17 protein-coding genes are annotated in these 19222 nt (G+C 48.6%); 13 read left to right on the top strand and 4 right to left on the bottom strand.

Annotated elements, in window-relative coordinates; genetic code table 11:
• Nucleotides 1–240: 240 nt before the first annotated feature.
• Both HP552_RS18105 and HP552_RS18100 read left to right on the top strand, forming a co-directional pair.
• Nucleotides 241–1455, top strand: coding sequence for a serpin family protein (locus HP552_RS18105; protein WP_175396806.1), 1215 nt, complete (start codon nucleotides 241–243; stop codon nucleotides 1453–1455).
• A 102-nt stretch (nucleotides 1456–1557) separates the two neighbouring features.
• Nucleotides 1558–2454 (top strand): diacylglycerol/lipid kinase family protein, encoded by an 897-nt coding sequence (locus HP552_RS18100; protein ID WP_175396805.1) that lies wholly within the window; start codon nucleotides 1558–1560, stop codon nucleotides 2452–2454.
• Between the two features lie 59 nt (nucleotides 2455–2513).
• On the opposite strand, the gene HP552_RS18095 is transcribed toward HP552_RS18100, so the two are convergent.
• Together HP552_RS18095 and HP552_RS18090 are read right to left on the bottom strand one after the other, a co-directional pair.
• Nucleotides 2514–3089: a GNAT family N-acetyltransferase gene (locus HP552_RS18095; RefSeq protein ID WP_175396804.1), complete on the bottom strand. Its 576-nt coding sequence runs from the start codon at nucleotides 3087–3089 to the stop codon at nucleotides 2514–2516.
• 122 nt (nucleotides 3090–3211) lie between these two features.
• On the bottom strand, nucleotides 3212–3835 hold the full coding sequence (locus HP552_RS18090; protein WP_175396803.1) for a TetR/AcrR family transcriptional regulator: 624 nt from the start codon (nucleotides 3833–3835) through the stop codon (nucleotides 3212–3214).
• A gap of 174 nt (nucleotides 3836–4009) precedes the next feature.
• On the opposite strand from HP552_RS18090, the gene HP552_RS18085 reads away from it, so the two are divergent.
• The gene (locus tag HP552_RS18085) at nucleotides 4010–6241 is read left to right on the top strand and encodes an MMPL family transporter (RefSeq protein WP_175396802.1); all 2232 of its coding nucleotides are present in this window, start codon (nucleotides 4010–4012) and stop codon (nucleotides 6239–6241) included.
• A 233-nt stretch (nucleotides 6242–6474) separates the two neighbouring features.
• A complete protein-coding gene (locus HP552_RS18080) occupies nucleotides 6475–7428 on the top strand; it encodes a nucleoside hydrolase (protein WP_175396801.1) in 954 nt (317 codons plus the stop codon).
• Between the two features lie 134 nt (nucleotides 7429–7562).
• On the opposite strand, the gene HP552_RS18075 is transcribed toward HP552_RS18080, so the two are convergent.
• A complete protein-coding gene (locus tag HP552_RS18075; protein ID WP_175396800.1) occupies nucleotides 7563–8306 on the bottom strand; it encodes a DUF3105 domain-containing protein in 744 nt (247 codons plus the stop codon).
• Between the two features lie 260 nt (nucleotides 8307–8566).
• Complete coding sequence (locus HP552_RS18070; RefSeq protein WP_175396799.1) at nucleotides 8567–9478, bottom strand: MFS transporter; 912 nt, start codon at nucleotides 9476–9478, stop codon at nucleotides 8567–8569.
• 475 nt (nucleotides 9479–9953) lie between these two features.
• Here HP552_RS18070 and HP552_RS18065 point away from each other — a divergent pair, with 475 nt between their 5' ends.
• The 9 genes from HP552_RS18065 to HP552_RS18025 all read left to right on the top strand — a co-directional run bounded on the left by HP552_RS18065 (nucleotide 9954) and on the right by HP552_RS18025 (nucleotide 19145).
• Nucleotides 9954–10298, top strand: coding sequence for a Na-translocating system protein MpsC family protein (locus tag HP552_RS18065; RefSeq protein WP_095290982.1), 345 nt, complete (start codon nucleotides 9954–9956; stop codon nucleotides 10296–10298).
• A gap of 236 nt (nucleotides 10299–10534) precedes the next feature.
• On the top strand, nucleotides 10535–11605 hold the full coding sequence (locus HP552_RS18060) for an ABC transporter substrate-binding protein (RefSeq protein WP_175397066.1): 1071 nt from the start codon (nucleotides 10535–10537) through the stop codon (nucleotides 11603–11605).
• Between the two features lie 102 nt (nucleotides 11606–11707).
• Nucleotides 11708–12646, top strand: coding sequence for a nucleoside hydrolase (locus HP552_RS18055; RefSeq protein ID WP_175396798.1), 939 nt, complete (start codon nucleotides 11708–11710; stop codon nucleotides 12644–12646).
• Between the two features lie 259 nt (nucleotides 12647–12905).
• Nucleotides 12906–13727, top strand: a complete 822-nt coding sequence (locus HP552_RS18050; RefSeq protein ID WP_095290986.1) for an ABC transporter permease — start codon at nucleotides 12906–12908, stop codon at nucleotides 13725–13727.
• Between the two features lie 4 nt (nucleotides 13728–13731).
• Nucleotides 13732–14523 (top strand): ABC transporter permease, encoded by a 792-nt coding sequence (locus tag HP552_RS18045; protein ID WP_024632851.1) that lies wholly within the window; start codon nucleotides 13732–13734, stop codon nucleotides 14521–14523.
• 18 nt (nucleotides 14524–14541) lie between these two features.
• On the top strand, nucleotides 14542–15600 hold the full coding sequence (locus tag HP552_RS18040; protein WP_175396797.1) for an ABC transporter ATP-binding protein: 1059 nt from the start codon (nucleotides 14542–14544) through the stop codon (nucleotides 15598–15600).
• A gap of 100 nt (nucleotides 15601–15700) precedes the next feature.
• Nucleotides 15701–17446: an adenine deaminase gene (locus HP552_RS18035; protein WP_175396796.1), complete on the top strand. Its 1746-nt coding sequence runs from the start codon at nucleotides 15701–15703 to the stop codon at nucleotides 17444–17446.
• A 135-nt stretch (nucleotides 17447–17581) separates the two neighbouring features.
• Nucleotides 17582–18322: an HAD family hydrolase gene (locus tag HP552_RS18030; protein WP_175396795.1), complete on the top strand. Its 741-nt coding sequence runs from the start codon at nucleotides 17582–17584 to the stop codon at nucleotides 18320–18322.
• A 343-nt stretch (nucleotides 18323–18665) separates the two neighbouring features.
• Nucleotides 18666–19145 (top strand): Dps family protein, encoded by a 480-nt coding sequence (locus tag HP552_RS18025; RefSeq protein WP_175396794.1) that lies wholly within the window; start codon nucleotides 18666–18668, stop codon nucleotides 19143–19145.
• The last annotated feature ends 77 nt before the right edge of the window (nucleotides 19146–19222 follow it).

The following is a 19222-nucleotide window of genomic DNA, read 5'->3' as shown; positions in this document are numbered from 1 at the left end:
GATTTAACTTGTTTTGAATGGTGCTTTCTCAAGTAGGATGGAATATAGGGTGCGGAGTAACCTTTCATCTCAATCTTGCGTTTAGTAAAAAAAGGGAAATAACCATTTGCCGTGACCGCTATCTAGTATTACGGATATGGGGGGATTATGATGCATGCCCGGTTATGTTTACACCTGTTATTATGTTGTGTTTGTTGGCTGTTGATTACAAGTTGTTCAGAACAGGAGGACCAGAGCAGAATGGAAACCAAACCGATTCAGGAATTATCTGCTGATGAACGAAGAGCTCTTCTGAAAGAGATCCATCCGGAACAGATCCAGGCAATGAACAGGTTGGGTCTGCAACTGATCAGGCAGCTTGGGACTCAGGAGGCATCGATTGGAGAAAACCTGCTGATCTCTCCGTATAGTATCGCAGCGGGGATGGGCATGGCATACTATGGGAGTAATGGAGAAACACGGCGAGAAATGGCAGAAGTGATGGGTTGGTCGGAATGGAATAAAGAGCAGCTGAGTACTGCCCAAGCAGCAATGCATCAGTTCTTGACGCATCCAGGTGCCGGCATACAGATCGAGATTGCCAATGCCATGTGGATTAAGGAAGGAATTACGGTAGAAGAAGTGTATAAAGCATCATTACAGCAGACATTTGAAGCCGAAATCTCGCCATTACACACACAACCGGAACGGGCCAAAGACGAAATTAATCAATGGGTGGAACAGCATACCCGTGGCAAGATTCTTCAGATGATGCAGGAACCGCCTGTACCGGAAACACTAATGATTCTAGTGAATGCCATAGCATTTAACGGCAATTGGATGAATGAATTTGAACCTGAGCATACAAAACGTGACGAATTCCTGCTTGCAGATGGAAGCATTGTGTCTGTGCCGATGATGCAACAGTCGAAGCAATTTCATTACACGGAAAATGAGGATTGGCAGGCAATTCGGCTGCCCTATGGGAACGGACAAATGCATCTGCTTGTTGTGCTACCAAGGGAGGATCGTACATTGGAAGAAGTCCAGCAACAGCTGGAGGAACATCCCAAAAGGTTGGAAGAAGAAGAAGCTGAATTTAAGCTGGTGGACTTGTCTTTGCCGCGTTTTCGCGCCGAGTATGGAATCAATCTAAAAAAAGCTTTACAGCAGCTTGGTATGGAAAAGGCCTTTGACCCGTATGATGCCGATTTTACGAAAATGATCCCGCGGGGACCAGACTGGCAAGCATATATCGGTCAAGTTATTCATCGAGCGGTAATGGAAGTGAATGAGCAAGGGACCGTAGCGGCTGCCTCAACATTGGTGGAGATGCGGGCTGGGAGTGCTCCCCCCACAGACCCGGTCAAGATGGAGGTTAACCGTCCATTCATGGTTGCAGTGGTGGATGGGGCAACCGGAGCATGGGTCTTTGCCGGAGCCATTCACCACCCCGAACAGCAGGCTTCCCAGTGACTTGTTGCCCGAATTTTGAAAGTGGCTTAAGGTTTAAGGCTGTTACTGCTTCAACCCTAGCGGTTATAGGGTAAACAAGCATTGGAACGGAGGAAGAGAGCGATGACATTTAACAAAGCGTTGTTAATTCATCACAACCATGCCGGAAAAGCGAGTCGCGTGGATGCTGTGGGCACTGCCGCCGGGGTACTTGCGCCTGCCGTTCGTGAACTCGTCATTGTTCGCACAGATGAATCTGGAGAGGGCGAAGCATTGTGCCGGGAACGTGGAGAGCAATTTGATGTTGTGTTTATTTTGGGTGGAGACGGTACGGTGCATGAATGTGTGAATGGACTGGCTGATTTGCAGAATCCACCGCTGATCGGGGTGTTGCCTGGCGGCACCTGTAATGATTTTGCGCGTTCTCTCGGACTATCACCGGATGTGGAGACCGCGGCACGCCAGATGCTTGAGGGGCACGCTGTATCCATCGACATTGGGCGGGCTAATGACCGGGTGTTCACAAACTTTTTTGGCATCGGATTAATCAGTGATACATCGCAGAATATTAACTCCAATCTGAAAGGTACGCTGGGCAAGCTCAGTTATTTCATCAGTACCTTGCAAACCATTAACAATACCAAGCCTTTTCATTACGAGATGGAGGCGGATGGCAAAACAATGGAAGGCGAAGCCGTCATGATCTATGCGGCTAACGGGCGGTTTCTGGGAACCAATTCGCTGCCGTTTGCCCCGGATGCGCTTCAGGACGGCGAGCTCGATGTCCTTGTTATTCATGAGACGGGCATCCCTCTGCTGCGAGAGATCCTTTCGCACAAACCGGAGGGAGATTGGCAGCCCCAGAACGAAAGTATCAGTTACTTGAAGGCTTCGACTTTGAAGCTGCGGACGGATGCACCTATGTCAGCCGATACGGATGGCGAATTATATATGAAGACACCCGCCGAGCTGTCGGTGCTGGCGGGTCATCTGACTTTTCTGACCGGGGATGGGTATTAGTCTCCGTTTTTTCTTTTTTCAAACATTAAACTTCAATCTTGTCGAGTTCGCTCTGTAAATTATCCTGCGGTATGTCTTTCCCGGAACTCATGCTCCAGCATACTCATCAGAATGGCATCATGATATCGATGGTTATAGTACAGTGCATCTCTTCGTGTACCTTCGCGCTGGAAGCCCAGCTTCTCATACGCTCGAATGGCCCGCTCGTTGAAGGCGTACACTTCAAGCTCAATTCGGTGCAGATTGCAGATGCCAAAACCGTAATCCAGCATCAGCAGCAGCGCTTCGCTGCCATAGCCCTTGCCCTGGTGCTCCGCACGATCGATGCCGATTCGGACGTGAGCACTTCGATTCTTGGCATGCATGTCCATCAGGGCAACTTCGCCAATAATCTGATCATTGTCCTGCAAGGCAATCAGCAGCATGAGTCGTGAATCATCCTGACCTGCATTCTCAATAAATTTTCCAACTTGCGTGCGGGTAAAACTGTTCTGTGTTCCAGTAAGCCTGCGCATCTCCGCGTCAAACAGTCCGGGGAAATAGGCATCCACATCCGTCGTCTCAAATGGACGCAGATAGATCCGTTCTGTCTGAAGCAGACGGGGAACACGTGGGGCTGGTGTTTGTTGGGACATGAGTAATTCCTCCTAAAAGATTTAAATGCGTAGACATCACAAATAACATATGCTATGCCTCTACGGAATGTAAATTCATCGACCAAGGATACTGACATGGGTATATTCCAATGCTGTACACTTCACTTTTTCTGAACAGCTCCATCCAAAAACAAAGCAACCAGCTCATGAGCCAGCTCTTCAATGCTTCCATGCATAGTGCGTACATCTTCACGATTGGCCAGCATAAGCAGGGACGTAAACGCATGAGCGAGCAGCATGGAATTGGCGGGTCGCAGATAACCGCTATCCATCTCCTGCTTGAAGTGTGCAGCGAGAACATCAAAGATTCGCATCTCGGCTTCACGGATCTGGGTGAGCTGATCGGCATTCAGGTAGGTCTCCGCTTCACGCATCATGGTCTCGGTATCCACGTGGGACTGCTGCATTTTTGCTGCTGCAACATTCTCCAGTCGCTGCTGCAATGTACCCGGCTCCTCCAGTCGAAGCGCAGTCTGCTGCATGCCCATGGCCATCATTCGCGTAATGGCAACAGTGAACAGCTCCGGTTTGCTGGAGAAGTGGTAATAGATGGATGCTTTGGTCACATGGCATTGCGAAGCAATCTGCTGGAGAGAGACGGGTTCATAACCATATTCCATAAATAACTGCGAAGCAGTCATCAGTATTTTGGACTGGACCGATGTTTGATCGGCACCTGTTTTGGGTCTTCCCGGCGAGCGGGGTGGCGTTGTTTTTTTATTCATGCGGCATACCTCTTTACATAAAATTATCTTGGCATAAAGTGTTCATAAAATTAGTATTGCATAATTAACCTTCCGGTATATATAATTAACTCGATTATACTATGACCCGTGGTTCATTTCTACAATTCATATACAATAGGGCTTCATAGAAACAGAACAGGAGATGAAGAGACGATGCAAGAAGGATCAGGCTACGGTCGCTGGGTTGCCGGCAAACGAAGCAAATGGATTACGCTGTTGGTATGGATTATCATTGCGGTTGTGCTCGGTATGGTGTGGCCAGCCGTAGGCGAGCGTGAAACGAATAATGCGCAGGACCTGAGTGATTCCAAACCATCGGTAGAGGCGGCTGCGGTTGCCCAAAGAGAATTTCCCGGTGGGGAAGGGCTGCCTGCATTAATCGTTTGGCGTCAAGCCGGTGGGCTGACAGATCAGCAGATCGAACAGATTCAGGCGCTGACAGAGCGGCTGGATCAGGATCCAGTGGAGCAGCAGCAAGCGGTTGTACCTTTGTATCAAATGCCGCCACAGGCGCTGAAGGGTCAACTGTCGGAGGATGGAAGTACGCTGGTTATGCCGCTCTTCTTCAATGAGGGTGCCGATTCGGAGCAGCTCAAGGAAGGCATCGAGGCAGTTGAACAAAAAACGGAAGACATTTTTGGCTCCAACCCGTTTGATGCTGCCATTGATGATGCTAATACATTAAGTGCACGGGTCACCGGACCTGTAGGTATCTCTATTGATGCGAGCGGGCTTTTCTCATCGGCCGACGTGTCTCTGTTGATTGCGACGGTTGTGCTTGTGTTGGTACTGCTGCTCTTGATCTACCGTTCACCGGTACTGGCAATCATTCCAATTATTGCGGTTGGTTTCGCCTACATGGTCACGAGTCCGATTCTTGGATTTATGGCGGATCAGGGCTGGATTACAGTTGATGCACAGTCCATCTCCATTATGACCGTATTGTTGTTCGGAGCAGGAACGGATTACTGCCTGTTCATGATCTCCAGATTCCGCCAGATTCTCTATCATGAGCCGGACAAAAAGAAGGCACTCTTCCAGGCAATAACCGGATCATCCGGCGCGATCGCCATGAGTGGATTCACCGTCGTTGCAGCCCTGCTGGTATTGCTGCTTGCTGAGTACGGTGCGTATCACCGTTTTGCCGTTCCATTCAGTTTGTCCATCTTCATCATGTTTATTGCCAGTTTGACGCTGGTTCCGGCACTGCTTGCAATTTTCGGTCGGGGATCATTCTACCCGTTCGTACCTCGTACGCACGATATGGAAGTGGAGCGTGCCAAGAAAAAAGGTAAACCGGCTCCAGCTCCACGCAAAATCAAGGAAAGCTGGATTGGCCGCACAGTCATCACCAAGCCATGGACCGTTCTGGCCATTACGCTGATACTGCTCGGTGGACTTGCTGCCTTCTCAAGTCAGATCAAATTCACGTATGACCTGCTGTCTTCCTTCCCGGAAGATGTACCTTCCCGTGAAGGGTTTACCGTTATTGGGGAACAATTCTCCGAGGGCGAATTGGCCCCAGCCACGGTGATTATTGATGCCGAGGGCAAGGAAACAGATCTGAAGCAGCGTCTTGAAGCATTGGATTATGTTAGCAAGGTGGGTGATGCCCAGCAGGGTGCAGAGAATGCCAACATCACTGCCTATGATGTCGAGTTCAATCTGAATCCATACTCCATGGAGGCGATGCAGCATATTCCGGATCTGCGTGCAACGGCTGAACAGGCATTGACCGACGCAGGAGTGACGAGTGTTGACAGTCATGTCTGGATCGATGGTCAGACTGCTGAGCAGTACGACATTGAAGTTACCGGAGAACGGGATGCGAGCATCATTATTCCGGTTGTCATCGGGATGATCACCCTGCTGCTCTTGTTATATCTGCGCTCTGTGGTCGCAACGGCATATCTGATTGCCACCGTGGTGCTCTCCTACTTCTCGGCCCTTGGACTCGGATGGCTCATCATCCATTATGGACTTGGTGCAGATGCTATTCAGGGTGCGATTCCACTGTATTCCTTTGTATTCCTGGTAGCACTTGGTGAGGACTATAACATCTTCATGATCTCAAGCATCTGGCAGAAACGTAAAACGATGCCCCTTCGCCAAGCGATCAAGGAAGGTGTTGGCGAGACCGGGTCGGTCATTACTTCAGCCGGACTGATTCTCGCGGGAACGTTTGCCGTACTGGCAACACTGCCGATTCAGGTATTGGTGCAGTTCGGTATTATTACGGCAGCAGGTGTGCTGCTCGATACGTTCCTTGTTCGCCCGTTCATGGTGCCTGCCATCACCACCTTATTGGGCAAATGGGCATTCTGGCCTGGCAAATACAAGCCGATCGCTGAGGAATCGGGCGAGAAGCAAACATCCTCCATGTAATCCATAGTGGGGATTCAGGACGAACCGAACCAAGACTTCGCTCAAAATGAGCGCGTCATGGATGTAGAGATGCGGACAGTGCGAACAACGGCACTGTCCGCATTTTTATGGCGAGTCCGTGGGGAAGGTTTACGTATAACAGGGTTTTGGGACATAATAGAAGGAACGTTGGTCTTGGGCTGACGGATGGAATAACATCATAGGGACAACCAGGGGAAGGATGAAAGCAAGCAATGACGAACCAACTTAATGTGTACTTTAACCATGACGGCGGCGTGGATGACCTCGTATCGCTGTTCATGCTTCTGCAGATGGACAATGTAAAAGTTACAGGTGTATCGGTTATTCCGGCAGATGGATATCTGGAGCCAGCCACAGATGCCAGCCGTAAAATTATTGATCGCTTCGGTACATATTCCGTAGAAGTATCCAAATCCAACTCCAGAGGTAAAAATCCGTTTCCTGCGGCTTGGAGATTGCACTCCTTTTATGTAGATGCACTACCTATCCTGAACGAGTCTGGCAAAATGGAAGCCCCATTGTCATCCGTTCCGGCTCACCAGCACCTGATTGAGAAAGTGCGCAGCACGGAAGGCAAAACGCTGCTTCTGTTCACAGGCCCACTGACAGACCTCGCGCGTGCACTCGACGAAGCACCGGACATCGAAGAGAAAATCGATAAGCTGGTATGGATGGGCGGTACGTTCGAAAGAGGGAACGTGGAAGAGCCTGAGCATGACGGCACAGCGGAATGGAACGTATTCTGGGATCCGGAAGCAGCTTACCGTGTATGGGAAAGCGGTATTCAGATTGACCTGGTTGCACTGGAGAGTACAAACAAAGTACCTCTTACACCTGCTGTGCGTAATCGCTGGGCAGCTGAGCGCCGCTACGAAGGTGTTGATTTCCTGGGGAACTGCTATGCAGGATGCCCGCCACTGGTTTACAGTGAGACGAACTCCACATATTATCTGTGGGACGTGCTGACAACGGCTTCCGTTGGACGCGAAGACATCGTGAAAAAGAAAACCGTGAATTGCATCGTGATTCCGGATGGTCCAAGCCAGGGCCGCACGGTAGAGCAAGCTGACGGACGTCCAGTAGAACTGGTATACGATACCGATCCAGAGGCGTTCTTCACGTATATGACGGATCTGGGTAAAAAAGCTGCTCCGCAGCGCTATTAATTCAGACAACTTCAGGGTTGTACTGTTATTACAATACAATAAAGCCGCAGGTGGACAGCCAAGGATTTTCCCTGGTTTCCGCCGTGCGGCTTTTTATGTTTTTATGCAATTAAAGGTTGTAAGGTCGGTAGTGATTACATGGTGCCGCCGCCCTGGCGAATGGAGGCAGGGATTTTTTCCGGTCCTTGGTTAATATATTGGTTAATAAATGTGCCGACTTTTGCATCATCAAATTGGTCCAGCTTCATCGTTTTGGTCCAGGCGGTCACCACGACTTCACTACCCTCTGGAATATCCTTGTTCGGGACAGCGAGGATACCGGCTCCTGCCTCCCGGAACTTGGTGAGATATTTCAGGTGCTCTTTCAGGTCATCGCTTGCATTCTCACGGTAATAAATGATGATATCTCCATGTTCCAGATTGTGGACAAGATAAGGATAACCCGGGAAATCGGTGTAAAAACCAAATTTGATATCATGCGGATTATGAGGCCCTGAAGTGGGGATCGTCATCTCGTAATCAATAGGTTCCTCCGTGTGTTCTGCACCATAGTAGGGGTCATCTGTTACATCAATCGTAGCGTTCGCATTAAGATCAGCCACATTATACTTGGTAAATGCACCTTGCATGAAGAAAAGAACAAGGACAATGATCGACACCCCGAGCAAGGAGTGTGCAGCCAGCCGGATGGATCGACTTTTCTTTTTGATTGTGGCTCGTTCATCTTTTTTCATATGACTCAGTACTTTGCCCTGTGTGCGTGACGCAAGGATATAAGCTGCAATGGAAAGCAGCAGCAGAACTGCACCCACAATGAGCCACAGATAGGATGTGCCTGCCTCGTGGTTCATTTGCATGTGATTCATATCGTGATTCATCGGTTGATCCTCTTCTTTCTTTTTTTAAAATGGAAATAGCATTATTTCACTACATTACGTAGTGTTGAACTGCGATGAGAACCCGTCTTCAGGAAAAAAATGAAATACCTCGGTACGTAAATACAAACATAAGGTTTGCACTACACATTATAGTGTATCGAAGATGCCAGTGCAATCATGGATTGGGAAACGAAAAGAGACCCTTCTGAACGATGCAGAAGGGTCTCTCTGAGATGAAAATTAATAATATGAAATGCTGATTACAAACGCCCAAAAGGCGAAAGCATCATGCCCAGAATACCAATAATGGTGCTTGTGAGAAAACGGTACAATATATAGAGCAAAACAACGTTGGCAATAAGTACAGCATACATGCTATCGAAGGCTGATTTGATGCGATTGAGCGGATACTGGAACAGCACCGTGTTCATGCCTGCAAATAGAATGACATAGGACACAACCAGAAAGAATATGGAGACACGGAAAGAGATGAAAATAAACAGATTCGCCAGAATGAGCGATGGCACAGCCGGAACGAGTAACGTACCATATTGGGCTGCGAGCGTCTTCGGACGGAACGTGACTTTTTCAATTTTCAATACAGCGTAGATCAGGATAACAGCCACGATCAGGATGACGGCGGTAAATAACAGCGGGCGAATAAACCCGGCTATAAATACCCCTTCCATATCCAAGCGGCTGAAGGTAATTAAAAAGTATGTAGACGACAGAATCGCGATAAGAGCCATCGTAATCAACCCGTTCAGTGCATGTTGTTCGCCAACGGTTTTCATGGTCTGATAAGGACGAGCTAGTACGCTAAGAAAATAGGATAAATACTGTTTGCTGACTTCTTTGGCTTGCTGAATTTTCTCATTTTGCATGACATTGCTCCACTGATTCGTGTTACTGTCTCCATCCGATGAATGGTTATTTGGACCGGAATTGTCATATGTCTGTTCAATCGGTGTTGCAGAGGGAGTACGGGAAGAAACGGATGTAGAAGGCGCTGCTTGCGTACTGGACCAACGCGTATATTCCGATTCGGCAGCTGCTGCTGATTCGTGGTCGCGGGGAGTGGTAGAAGAAGAGGGTGACTGAGTCAGATCTGTACCACACCTCTCGCAATAATGCGCATTTCCATTTTCATGATTACATACTGGGCATTTCATGGCATGAGCCTCCAATTTCATAAATTAAAGTAACATAGACATTTTGTCTCATTTTAACGGGTGGTGCCGAAGTTTGTCTATGTTTCCAGTAGAATTAATATCCGTTATTTCCCAAATGCTAGAGAGGTCTTATAAGCGAGAAACAAGTATTGTAATGGTTGATATATACTTCTATCGTATGGTCAGCCAGTCTGATTCATACCGGGGCGTAAGCAGAGAAAGGTGGGGCTTCGAGTAAGGTGGCGTATCAAAAATGGATTTCTAAGCCACAATATTATATGAAGTCTTGAGGCAGCGAGGTTTTGTTTACGGCAGAATTGGCATATGAAATTCAGTGTATTTTTGGCTATCGTTCGCTTTTATGTGTTATTTGCATGTTAAGTATATCTTTTGGGTTGCCTCTTACCGCATATTTATGTATAATCAAACGTGTTAACACGTCGAATGTACGGTAGTAAATGATGAAGGTGAATTCATGGAACTGCTGGACAGTAATGAAAGCAAGAAAAAGATGTGCCAGTATTACAACGAAATTTCGAAGGAACTATTCGGCTTCGGTACCACTCTCCTGAGAGTGACCGTCGATCAGAATATTGTGACCTTCTTTGCCAAGCACCGTCGTTCGCCACGCTCTGACGCCCTGGAAGGGGAGGCCCCCGGCTTAAAGCTGGAAGTGGACTTCCGCATGTCTGTCTTATATAAGAAGAAATTCCGGGAGAAGCTAGAGCAGCACATGGGTTTGCCAATCGAAGCTGTATTACGGGATTATGATGCGTCCACGCAGTGGGCCATTACGAATATCATCCTGGAACAGGCATAACGTGGATCGACTGGTTCGATACAGGTCATGCGCACGTTCCGTTTATATCGTCCCTGACAATTTCATATGATGGCGTTTGTCTTCGGATTGATTCTGAAGCAGAAACCAATGATGTACCGGCAGCGGGTGTCGCTTTCCTTTGTTTACGAAGAAAAGTGTTCTTGTTCTTACAAGAATGCTTTTCTTTTTGTTTTTTTTATACACATCACACATTTCAGGAGGAATTCAGGATCATGATGAAAAAGTGGATTAGCGGTTTGGCAGCAGTTGCAATGACATCGGTATTACTTGCAGGGTGTGGCAGCAGCACGGATGATGCGACAGGCGAATCAGGCAGTGGGGGAAAAGCAGCAAATAAACTGGTGATCTCCACTTGGGGCTTCTCCGAAGATTTCTTCAATGAAGAAGTATTTGGCCCATTTGAAAAAGAACATAATGTAGACATCGTGCTTGAAGTCGGCAATAACGCTGAACGTCTGAACAAAATTCGTCAGGGCACGTCGAATGTCGATGTCATCTACCTGTCTGACTACTATGCACAACAAGGCATTGATGAAGGTCTGTTTGAGAAAATTGACCGTTCCAAAATTCCAAATGTAAATGACATTTATGATATCGCAAAAGCACCGCTTGGTGAAGATTATGGCCCGGCCTACACGGTTGGACAGCTCGGTATCGCCTACAATCCTGACCTCGTTTCCAAAGAAGTGACTTCTTGGAGTGACCTGTGGGACCCGGCATTCGAGGGTAACCTGACCATCCCGAATATTACGGCAACGGCAGGACCAATGGTGGTGGATGCAGCTTCCCGTGTAGCCGGAAATGATACGTTCAATGAAGATGCGGCATTTGCTGAACTGAAAAAACTGAGCGGCAATGTGGTGAAATTCTACAGCCAAACGTCCGAGTACGTGAACATGTTCTCCCAGGAAGAGATTGCAGGCGGACCGATCATGGAAATGTACTTCAAGGATCTGAAAGCAGCTGTACCTAATGCGAAGTTTGTTACACCTAGCGAAGGTGCATATGCCGTGATGAACACAATCAATGTCGTGAAGGGCAGTAAAAACAAAGAGCTTGCTGAAGAATTCATCAACTGGCAGCTGAGCCAGGATGTGCAAGCGAAATCTGCCAAAGCCAAAGTGGATTCCCCGGTAAACACCAAGGTTGAACTGACTGCTGAAGAGGCAGAAGGCGTAACGTATGGTGCTGACGTGGTTGAGAAGCTGAACAAGCTGGATATGGAGTTCGTGAATCAACAAGCGAAAGCATGGACAGATCGTTGGAACCGTGAGATTGCCCAATAAGCATCATGGAATAAAGCTTAAGAAGAACGACAGCATAAACGAAGGTTCGGAAGCAATAAACTTTGCAGCAAGCACGATTAAGGGTAGAGGAGTTGAGCACGTATGAGTGAAGCGTTAAATCGCATCATCCTGGATGTAGACACGGGTATTGATGATGCACTGGCGATTTTGCTGGCCGTCAAAAGCCGGAAGCTGGACATTCTCGGCATTACCACGGTCTGTGGGAACGTATCGCTCCAGCAGGCAACCGATAATACATGCAAAATTCTTGAACTGGCGGGTGCGCCCGAAATCCCGGTGATTGCCGGAGCAGCAGGACCACTCACCCGCAAATCGCATTATGAACATCGGGTACATGGACAGGACGGATTGGGCGGAGCACTGCCTGATCCGGCAGTGTCCAAAAAGGCGGAAGAGGGCTTTGCACCGGAGTTCATTGTGGAGCAAGCCAAACTGTACCCGGGTGAACTGACACTCATTATGACTGCGCCACTAACAAATCTCGCGCTCGCATTGCTGAAGTGTCCAGAACTGCCTTCATTATTGAAGGAAGTCATCTTTATGGGTGGCGTTGTTCGCGGACATGGCAATATTACACCGACGGCAGAGTACAATACGTACGCTGATCCGGAAGCTGCACGCATTGTATTGCACGCAGGCATTGAGAAGCTTACACAAGTAGGTCTGGATGTAACACGTCAAACGCTGCTGAATGAAGCAACAATTGAGCGTCTCACAGATCCTGCACTGCGTTCGTACGTGGCTCAAAGTACCGAAATCTATATCAATCGTTATGAGCAAATGAATGGCATCCGGGCTTGCGCTCTGCATGACCCGCTGGCCGTTGGCGTTGCCCTCGCCCCGGAACTGGTTGGACGCAAATCCTATTACGTGGATGTCGAGACAGCCAGCCGCCTGTGCGATGGCCAGATGGTATGCGACTTTCAAAACCGTTTGGGCCAGCAGCCCAACACCCTCGTCTGCGAAACCGTAGACGCCGAAGCATTCCTTGAATTGTTTATCAACGCGTTAAATGCGTAGCTATGATAGTTAAATTCTTGTTTACACGGGAACGAAGTGACAGAAGAAAGCTGGAGAAGCGAAGCGTTCGCCTAAAAGCTTTCTGAAAGAAAGCTGCTTCGGAAGCATAAGCTATCCCCGGATTTTATCCCTTTAATAAAGGATCAAAAAAATCTGGGGATAACAGCGATCGGAAGATTCTTCTGGCACGGAGTGTCGAAGTGTAAAGTTGTGATTTTAACGTGTGAATAAAACCATCTTAAAAGTCAGGAGTACCGCGATGAAGAAATCAGTAATCTACTGGCTATTGCTGCCGGGGTTTGTGTTTTTGGCGGCATTTATGATCATTCCGATTGTCCTGACGATCGGATCAACGTTTTTCCAGGAAAACTCCTTCACGTTTGAAGGATACATGCATTTTTTCAGAGACCCTTACTTTTTGAAAATATTGCTTACGACGCTGCAGGTCAGCGTGGTCACCACCCTCGTCTGTGTGGTGCTCGGATTTCCGACAGCTTATTATATTTCGCAGAAAGCGCCGCGCCGCAAAGGTATTCTGCTGGCATTGGCCATCTTCCCGCTGCTGACAAGCCCGGTCGTGCGCTCGTTCAGCTGGATGATCATTCTTGGGCGTAAAGGGCTGATCAATAACGCTCTGGTTGGTTTGGGCATCGTGGACAAGCCGCTGGATATCTTGTACACGCCGGCAGCCATGATGATCGGTCTGACTCACTTGTTCCTGCCACTGATGATCATTTCTCTGGTTGGTGTGCTTGAGAACATCGACAATGACCTGCTCAAGGCAGCGCAAAGTCTGGGTGCATCCCGCATTACAGCATTCCGCCGGGTCGTGTTCCCGCTGGCTGTGCCAGGACTTGTCATCGGAGCCGTGCTCGTGTTTGTTGGAAGCCTTACGGCGTATACGACGCCAGCGCTCCTTGGAGGCAAGCAGCGCGTCATCGCCACGTTCCTGTATCAAAACGCCATGACCCTCAACGACTGGTATCTGGCCTCGGTCGTTGCCGCGATTATGATTGTCATTACATTTGTCGTGGTCGGTGTCATGAACAAAATGGCCAAAACTTTAAATCCGAAGGGGTAGACATATGCGGGAGAAACATATCGGGCTGGGCCTGTTCAGTCTGCTGGTCTTTATCTTTCTGCTGGGCCCGCTTCTGATCATATCGGTCACTTCGTTTGAACCGGGAACGGTACTCAAATTTCCGCCGGAGGGCTTCTCCCTCCGCTGGTACGAGAATATTTTCAACACAGGCGGTTTCCTTCGTACGTTCCAGACGTCCATCATCATTTCCCTGCTAGGGAATTTGCTGGCGCTGCTGCTCGGGGTTCCGGCTGCGTATGCACTTAGTCGTTACGATTTTAAAGGCAAGTCCGTGCTGAATGCATTGTTCCTGTCACCGGTACTCATTCCGGGAATCGTGCTCGGTTTTACATTGATGAAATACCTGATCGTAATCTACCATCTGCCGATGTATCTCGGACTGTTGATCGGTCACACCATTATTATGCTTCCATTTATTATTCGCGTCATTGCATCAAGTCTGTCGAGTTTTGACTTTGCAGTGGAAGAAGCTGCGCTGAGTCTCGGTGCGGGGCGTGTCAGAACGTTCTTCCAGATCGTGCTGCCCAACATTCGCTCGGGGATTCTGGCGGCTGTGCTGATTGCCTTTCTGGAGTCGTTCAACAACGTGGACATCTCCGTGTTCATGACCGGACCAGGGGTAAGCACATTACCAATTCAAATGCTGACGTATGTCGAGAATTATTTTGACCCAACCATTGCAGCCATTTCCGTGCTGCTGATGGTACTGACCGGACTTTTAATGTTCGTGATCGAACGGATCATGGGCGGATTTTCATATTTTACTAAACGTTAATTGGAGGCGCAGAACGCTATGGCATTGCTGACATTGGATCGCGTATCGGTGGCTTACGATAACCAGACGATCCTGAAGGATTTTCAATTGGAGCTGGAAAAAGGTAAGCTGCTCTCCCTGCTCGGACCGAGCGGTTGCGGCAAAACAACTACGCTGCGCCTCATCGCCGGATTCCTGGAAGCAACACAGGGCAAGTTTATGTTCGGCGGCAAGGACTATACGAAGGTTCCAGTGAACAAGCGGAACTTCGGATTTGTATTTCAGAGTTATGCGTTATTTCCGCATCTGTCTGTGTATGACAACGTGGCCTTCGGGCTGCGGATGCGCAAGGTGAAAGACAAGGATATCTCGGCACGCGTCATGCGTATTCTTGAAGTGGTGAACCTGAACGGTTTCGAGAAACGTTTCCCGCAGGAGCTGTCCGGTGGACAGCGTCAGCGTGTGGCGATTGCCCGCGCACTTGTGATTGAACCGGATCTGCTGCTGTTTGACGAACCGCTCAGTAACCTGGATGCCAACCTGCGGCTCAACATGCGGGTGGAGATTCGCCGGATTCAGCAGGAGCTGGGAATTACGACACTTTATGTCTCCCATGACCAGGAGGAATGTTTCTCCATCTCGGATCAGGTAGCGATCATGAACAAAGGCGTTGTCGAGCAGCTCGACCGCCCGGAGACCATCTTCAAATATCCGGCAACGGAATTTGTAGCCCAATTCATCGGATTCCATAACTTTATTGAGTTTGCTGAGCGCAGTGATGCGGGAGATGAGATCTCGTTGAAAGCGGGAGGACGTTTGTTCACCGCAACAGCCCATCCCGGAACGGCACGCCCTGGCGCCCGCAAAGGTGCGATTCGCCCGGATGATCTAATCGTTAGTGGGGATACGTCAGCGGATCTGGCAAATGCCCTGCCAGGGATCGTGAAGGTGAGTACGTATCTGGGACGCAGCTATCAGTATGTCATTGAGACAGAACTCGGTGACTTTACAGCCAACCAGGAAATGGAGACGCCGTACCTCAGCGGGCAGCGCGTCAGCCTGATTTTCCCGCAGGACAAGCTCGTCCTCGTTGAATAGCAGTAATAAAACGTAAATAGCAGCAGGAAGCAGAAGCAGCAAAGGCAGCATGCTGCATGATTGGATATGCAGCGTGCTCAGAAGAAGGAGATTATGCCCCATGCGTGCAGATCAACTGATTGTGAATGTAAATGTGTATAACAGTTATTATAAACGGTTTGAATTGAACAACGTCGCTGTACTGGACGGCAGGTTTATGTACGTCGGACCAGGCGGCCCTGAGCTGATTCAGGCAGATGAGGTCATCGATGCACGGGGAAGATACATGATTCCGGGCCTTATCGATATCCACCTGCACATCGAGAGTACGATGGTGACGCCGGCCACCTTTTCCCATGGTCTGATTCGCTGCGGGGTAACGTCCATTGTAGCGGAACCGCATGAGATGGCGAATGTGTTTGGGCTCGAAGGGGTGCAGGAGATGATGGCTGCGAGTCGTGAGACAACGGTCAACATGTTCTATGCCATCCCGAGCTCCGTTCCGGCAACGCCGATGGAAACGACAGGCGGCTCGATCGAGATTGAAGACATGGATGTGCTGCTGGCTACCGGAGAGATCATCTGTTTGGGTGAAATCATGAACTATGTGGATGTCATCCGTGATCCGGAATGTAAGACCAATCAAATTTTGCAGCATATCCGCAAGCATTATCCGGATCTTGTCATTGAAGGTCATACACCAAAACTGCTAGGACTCGATCTGCATCGACTGATCTATGCAGGTGTGGATTCCGATCATACACATCAGAGCATCGAGGGATTACAGGCTCGAATTGCAGCAGGCATGTTTATTGAAATTCAGGAGAAATCGATGACGCCAGAAGTGATGGAGTACCTGATTCAGCATGATGTCGCTCAGCATTTCTGCTTTGTGACGGATGATGTTATGCCGGATTCACTTGTAGAACGCGGTCATCTGGATCATATTGTGCGTAAAGCGATTCGCATGGGCATGCGTCCCGAAGATGCGATTTACGCAGCCACGTCTACCCCTGCATCCCGGATGAAAATGACCGACCGTGGCAGCATCGCCCCAGGTAAAGTGGCGGATTATGTTCTGTTATCCGATCTGGAGAAATTGGCGATTGACCAGGTGTATAAAAATGGCCGGAAAGCTTATGACGACTACGAACCGTATAAGCAGGAACGGATGACCGGACAGTTCCCGTCCCATTTTTATAAGAGTGTACAGCTGGACAAGTTGGCAGCAGAAGATTTCGCTATTCAATTGAGCGATCCGAAAGTTGTGGGTACGGCCAATCAGACGGATGAAGGACCATACAACTGCCGCGTCATGATGGTGAAAGATGGGTCCACCTTTGTGGAAGAGCATATCGCTCAGGTTCAGGCTGCCAATGGTGAACTCCAGTGGGAAGACAGCGGATACGGACAGATTGCTACCTTTGAGCGTTATGGTGTCAATGGCAATCGGGCACATGGTTTGATCGGTGGAGATACGATTAAACGGGGGGCTATTGCAACGACGTATTCACATGACAACCACAACCTCCTGGTCGTTGGACGCAACCGTGAAGATATGATTCTGGCAGCTAACACCGTTATTTCGAGCCAGGGCGGATTCTGTGTGGTAGAGGATGGCAAGGTGCTGTCTCACTTGGAGCTCCCTGTGGGAGGCATTTTAACGGAAGAGCCGCTCGCCGTAGTTTCTCATCAGGTGAAGGAATTGCGGGCAGCAATGCTGTCTCTTGGTTATGTGCACTATAACCCGATCATGTCCATCAGCACTCATTCCCTCGCGGTGAGTCCTGCATTGAAAATTACGGATCACGGCCTGATTGATGTAAATGCAGGCAAAGTTGTACCGTTGATTGTAGAGCAGCAATGAGTATTTAGATATTACAGTAAAGTGATTATAGAAGTGCCCCATTTCAAGCAGTATGCTATGAAATGGGGCGCTTCTAGTTTAGCATGTATACTAAGAAGGAGTATGTGGAGCAATGGTTAGGAGGAAAGATCAGTAATGACGGAAAGAACAAATAACACAAAAGCCATATTTTTTGATGTAGATGATACCCTGTACGACCACTTGCAGCCGCTCCGTGGAGCTTTGCAGGAAGTTCTCGGACTTCCTGATGATTTTCCATATGCAGAGGCTTACCATCGCTTCCGCTATTATAGTGACTGGTTGTCTGATCAGGAGGACCTCTCTGCTGTTCCTGAGCCAGAAGCGGTGGAACGGATGCGGCGGCAAAGGTTTGAACTGACGATGAAGGAGTTCGACATAGCTTTGCTAAAGGGTCATGCTGAAGAACTGCAAGCACAATATCTGAACAGACAGTTTCAGATCCAGCCTTTTGAAGGTGCATATGACCTGATGAGAAAGCTTATGGCAGACGGACATACCGTAGGGCTCATTACCAATGGTGAGGGAGGACATCAGAAGCGGAAACTCGAAGCACTGGATGTGTTTGGCCTCGTTCCCGAGGAGCAAATCTTCATCTCAGGCACCATCGGTTATGCTAAACCGGATTCCAGGTTGTTTGAACATGTAAGTAAGCAGACAGGGACAGATGCCCGTTCCAGCTATTACATTGGAGATTCGTGGCGTAACGATGTAGTGGGTGCAGTCAACGCCGGATGGAAAGTCATCTGGTTCAACCACCGTGATGCCAAGCCGGAATCGGATCATCAGCCGCATCATGTGGCACGCACGTATAGTGAAGTAGCTCGCATTCTTACATCCGAGTTTGTTCATAAATAAAGAGTCATACGTTCTTTCATTCAGTCCTGTCATCTCACTGAGGTGAAGGGCTGTTTTTTGTTTTGTTTTGATATGTGAGGATGATCGCTGTGTATTATTCCTATCTAAGGTATAAATGCTGTGTGTAAGCTGGATGGCTCCGGGTTCTGGTGATGGACCAAAGATGAAGCTTAACTTCATGGAATCTTCATTGGATTGAATGGGCTCATGTCTTCACAAAGTAGAAAGGTGGTGTTATAATTAAAACAAGATTTAGATTAAGTCTAAATTAAAGAAGTGTAAATTAACTTATATGATGATTAAAAAATCAAATGATATCACATTCGAGAGGGGATAATTATCCATGAGCACAATTCAAACGAAAACCAACACTTTTGCTAACCATGCCGCTGCACTGCACGAAGTTCTGAACCGCCAGATTGCAGGCTGGTCCGTACTGTATACGAAACTGCACCATTTCCACTGGTATGTTCAAGGACCACATTTCTTCACGCTGCACGCCAAATTCGAAGAACTGTACAATCTGGCTACTGCGAACATGGATGAAGCCGCAGAACGCCTGCTTGCGATTGGTGGCCGTCCGGTAGCCACCATGTCTGAACAGCTGCGTTTGTCTCCAATTCAAGAGGCACAGGGAAAATGGTCTGCTGAGCGTATGGTTGAGTCTGTAGTTGCCGATCTGCGCACGATGGTGGAAGTCATTAAAGAAGGCATTCATGCAGCAGGTGAAGCAGAGGATAACGCTACGGAGGATATGCTGATTGGATTCACAGCAGTGCTGGATAAAGAAATCTGGATGTTAAACGCATTTCTGGGCAAATAAGCAAAGTTAACCTGCATCCTTACAACGATATGTAGAGTCCGTGAACAAAGTCCCCGTTCGCTTACAAATCCGGTGTG

This window comes from Paenibacillus xylanilyticus (assembly GCF_013359935.1).
GTDB classification, from domain to species: Bacteria; Bacillota; Bacilli; order Paenibacillales; family Paenibacillaceae; genus Paenibacillus; species Paenibacillus xylanilyticus.
Note: the sequence above shows the minus strand (reverse complement) of the source record. Positions and strands in the feature narration are given on the sequence as shown.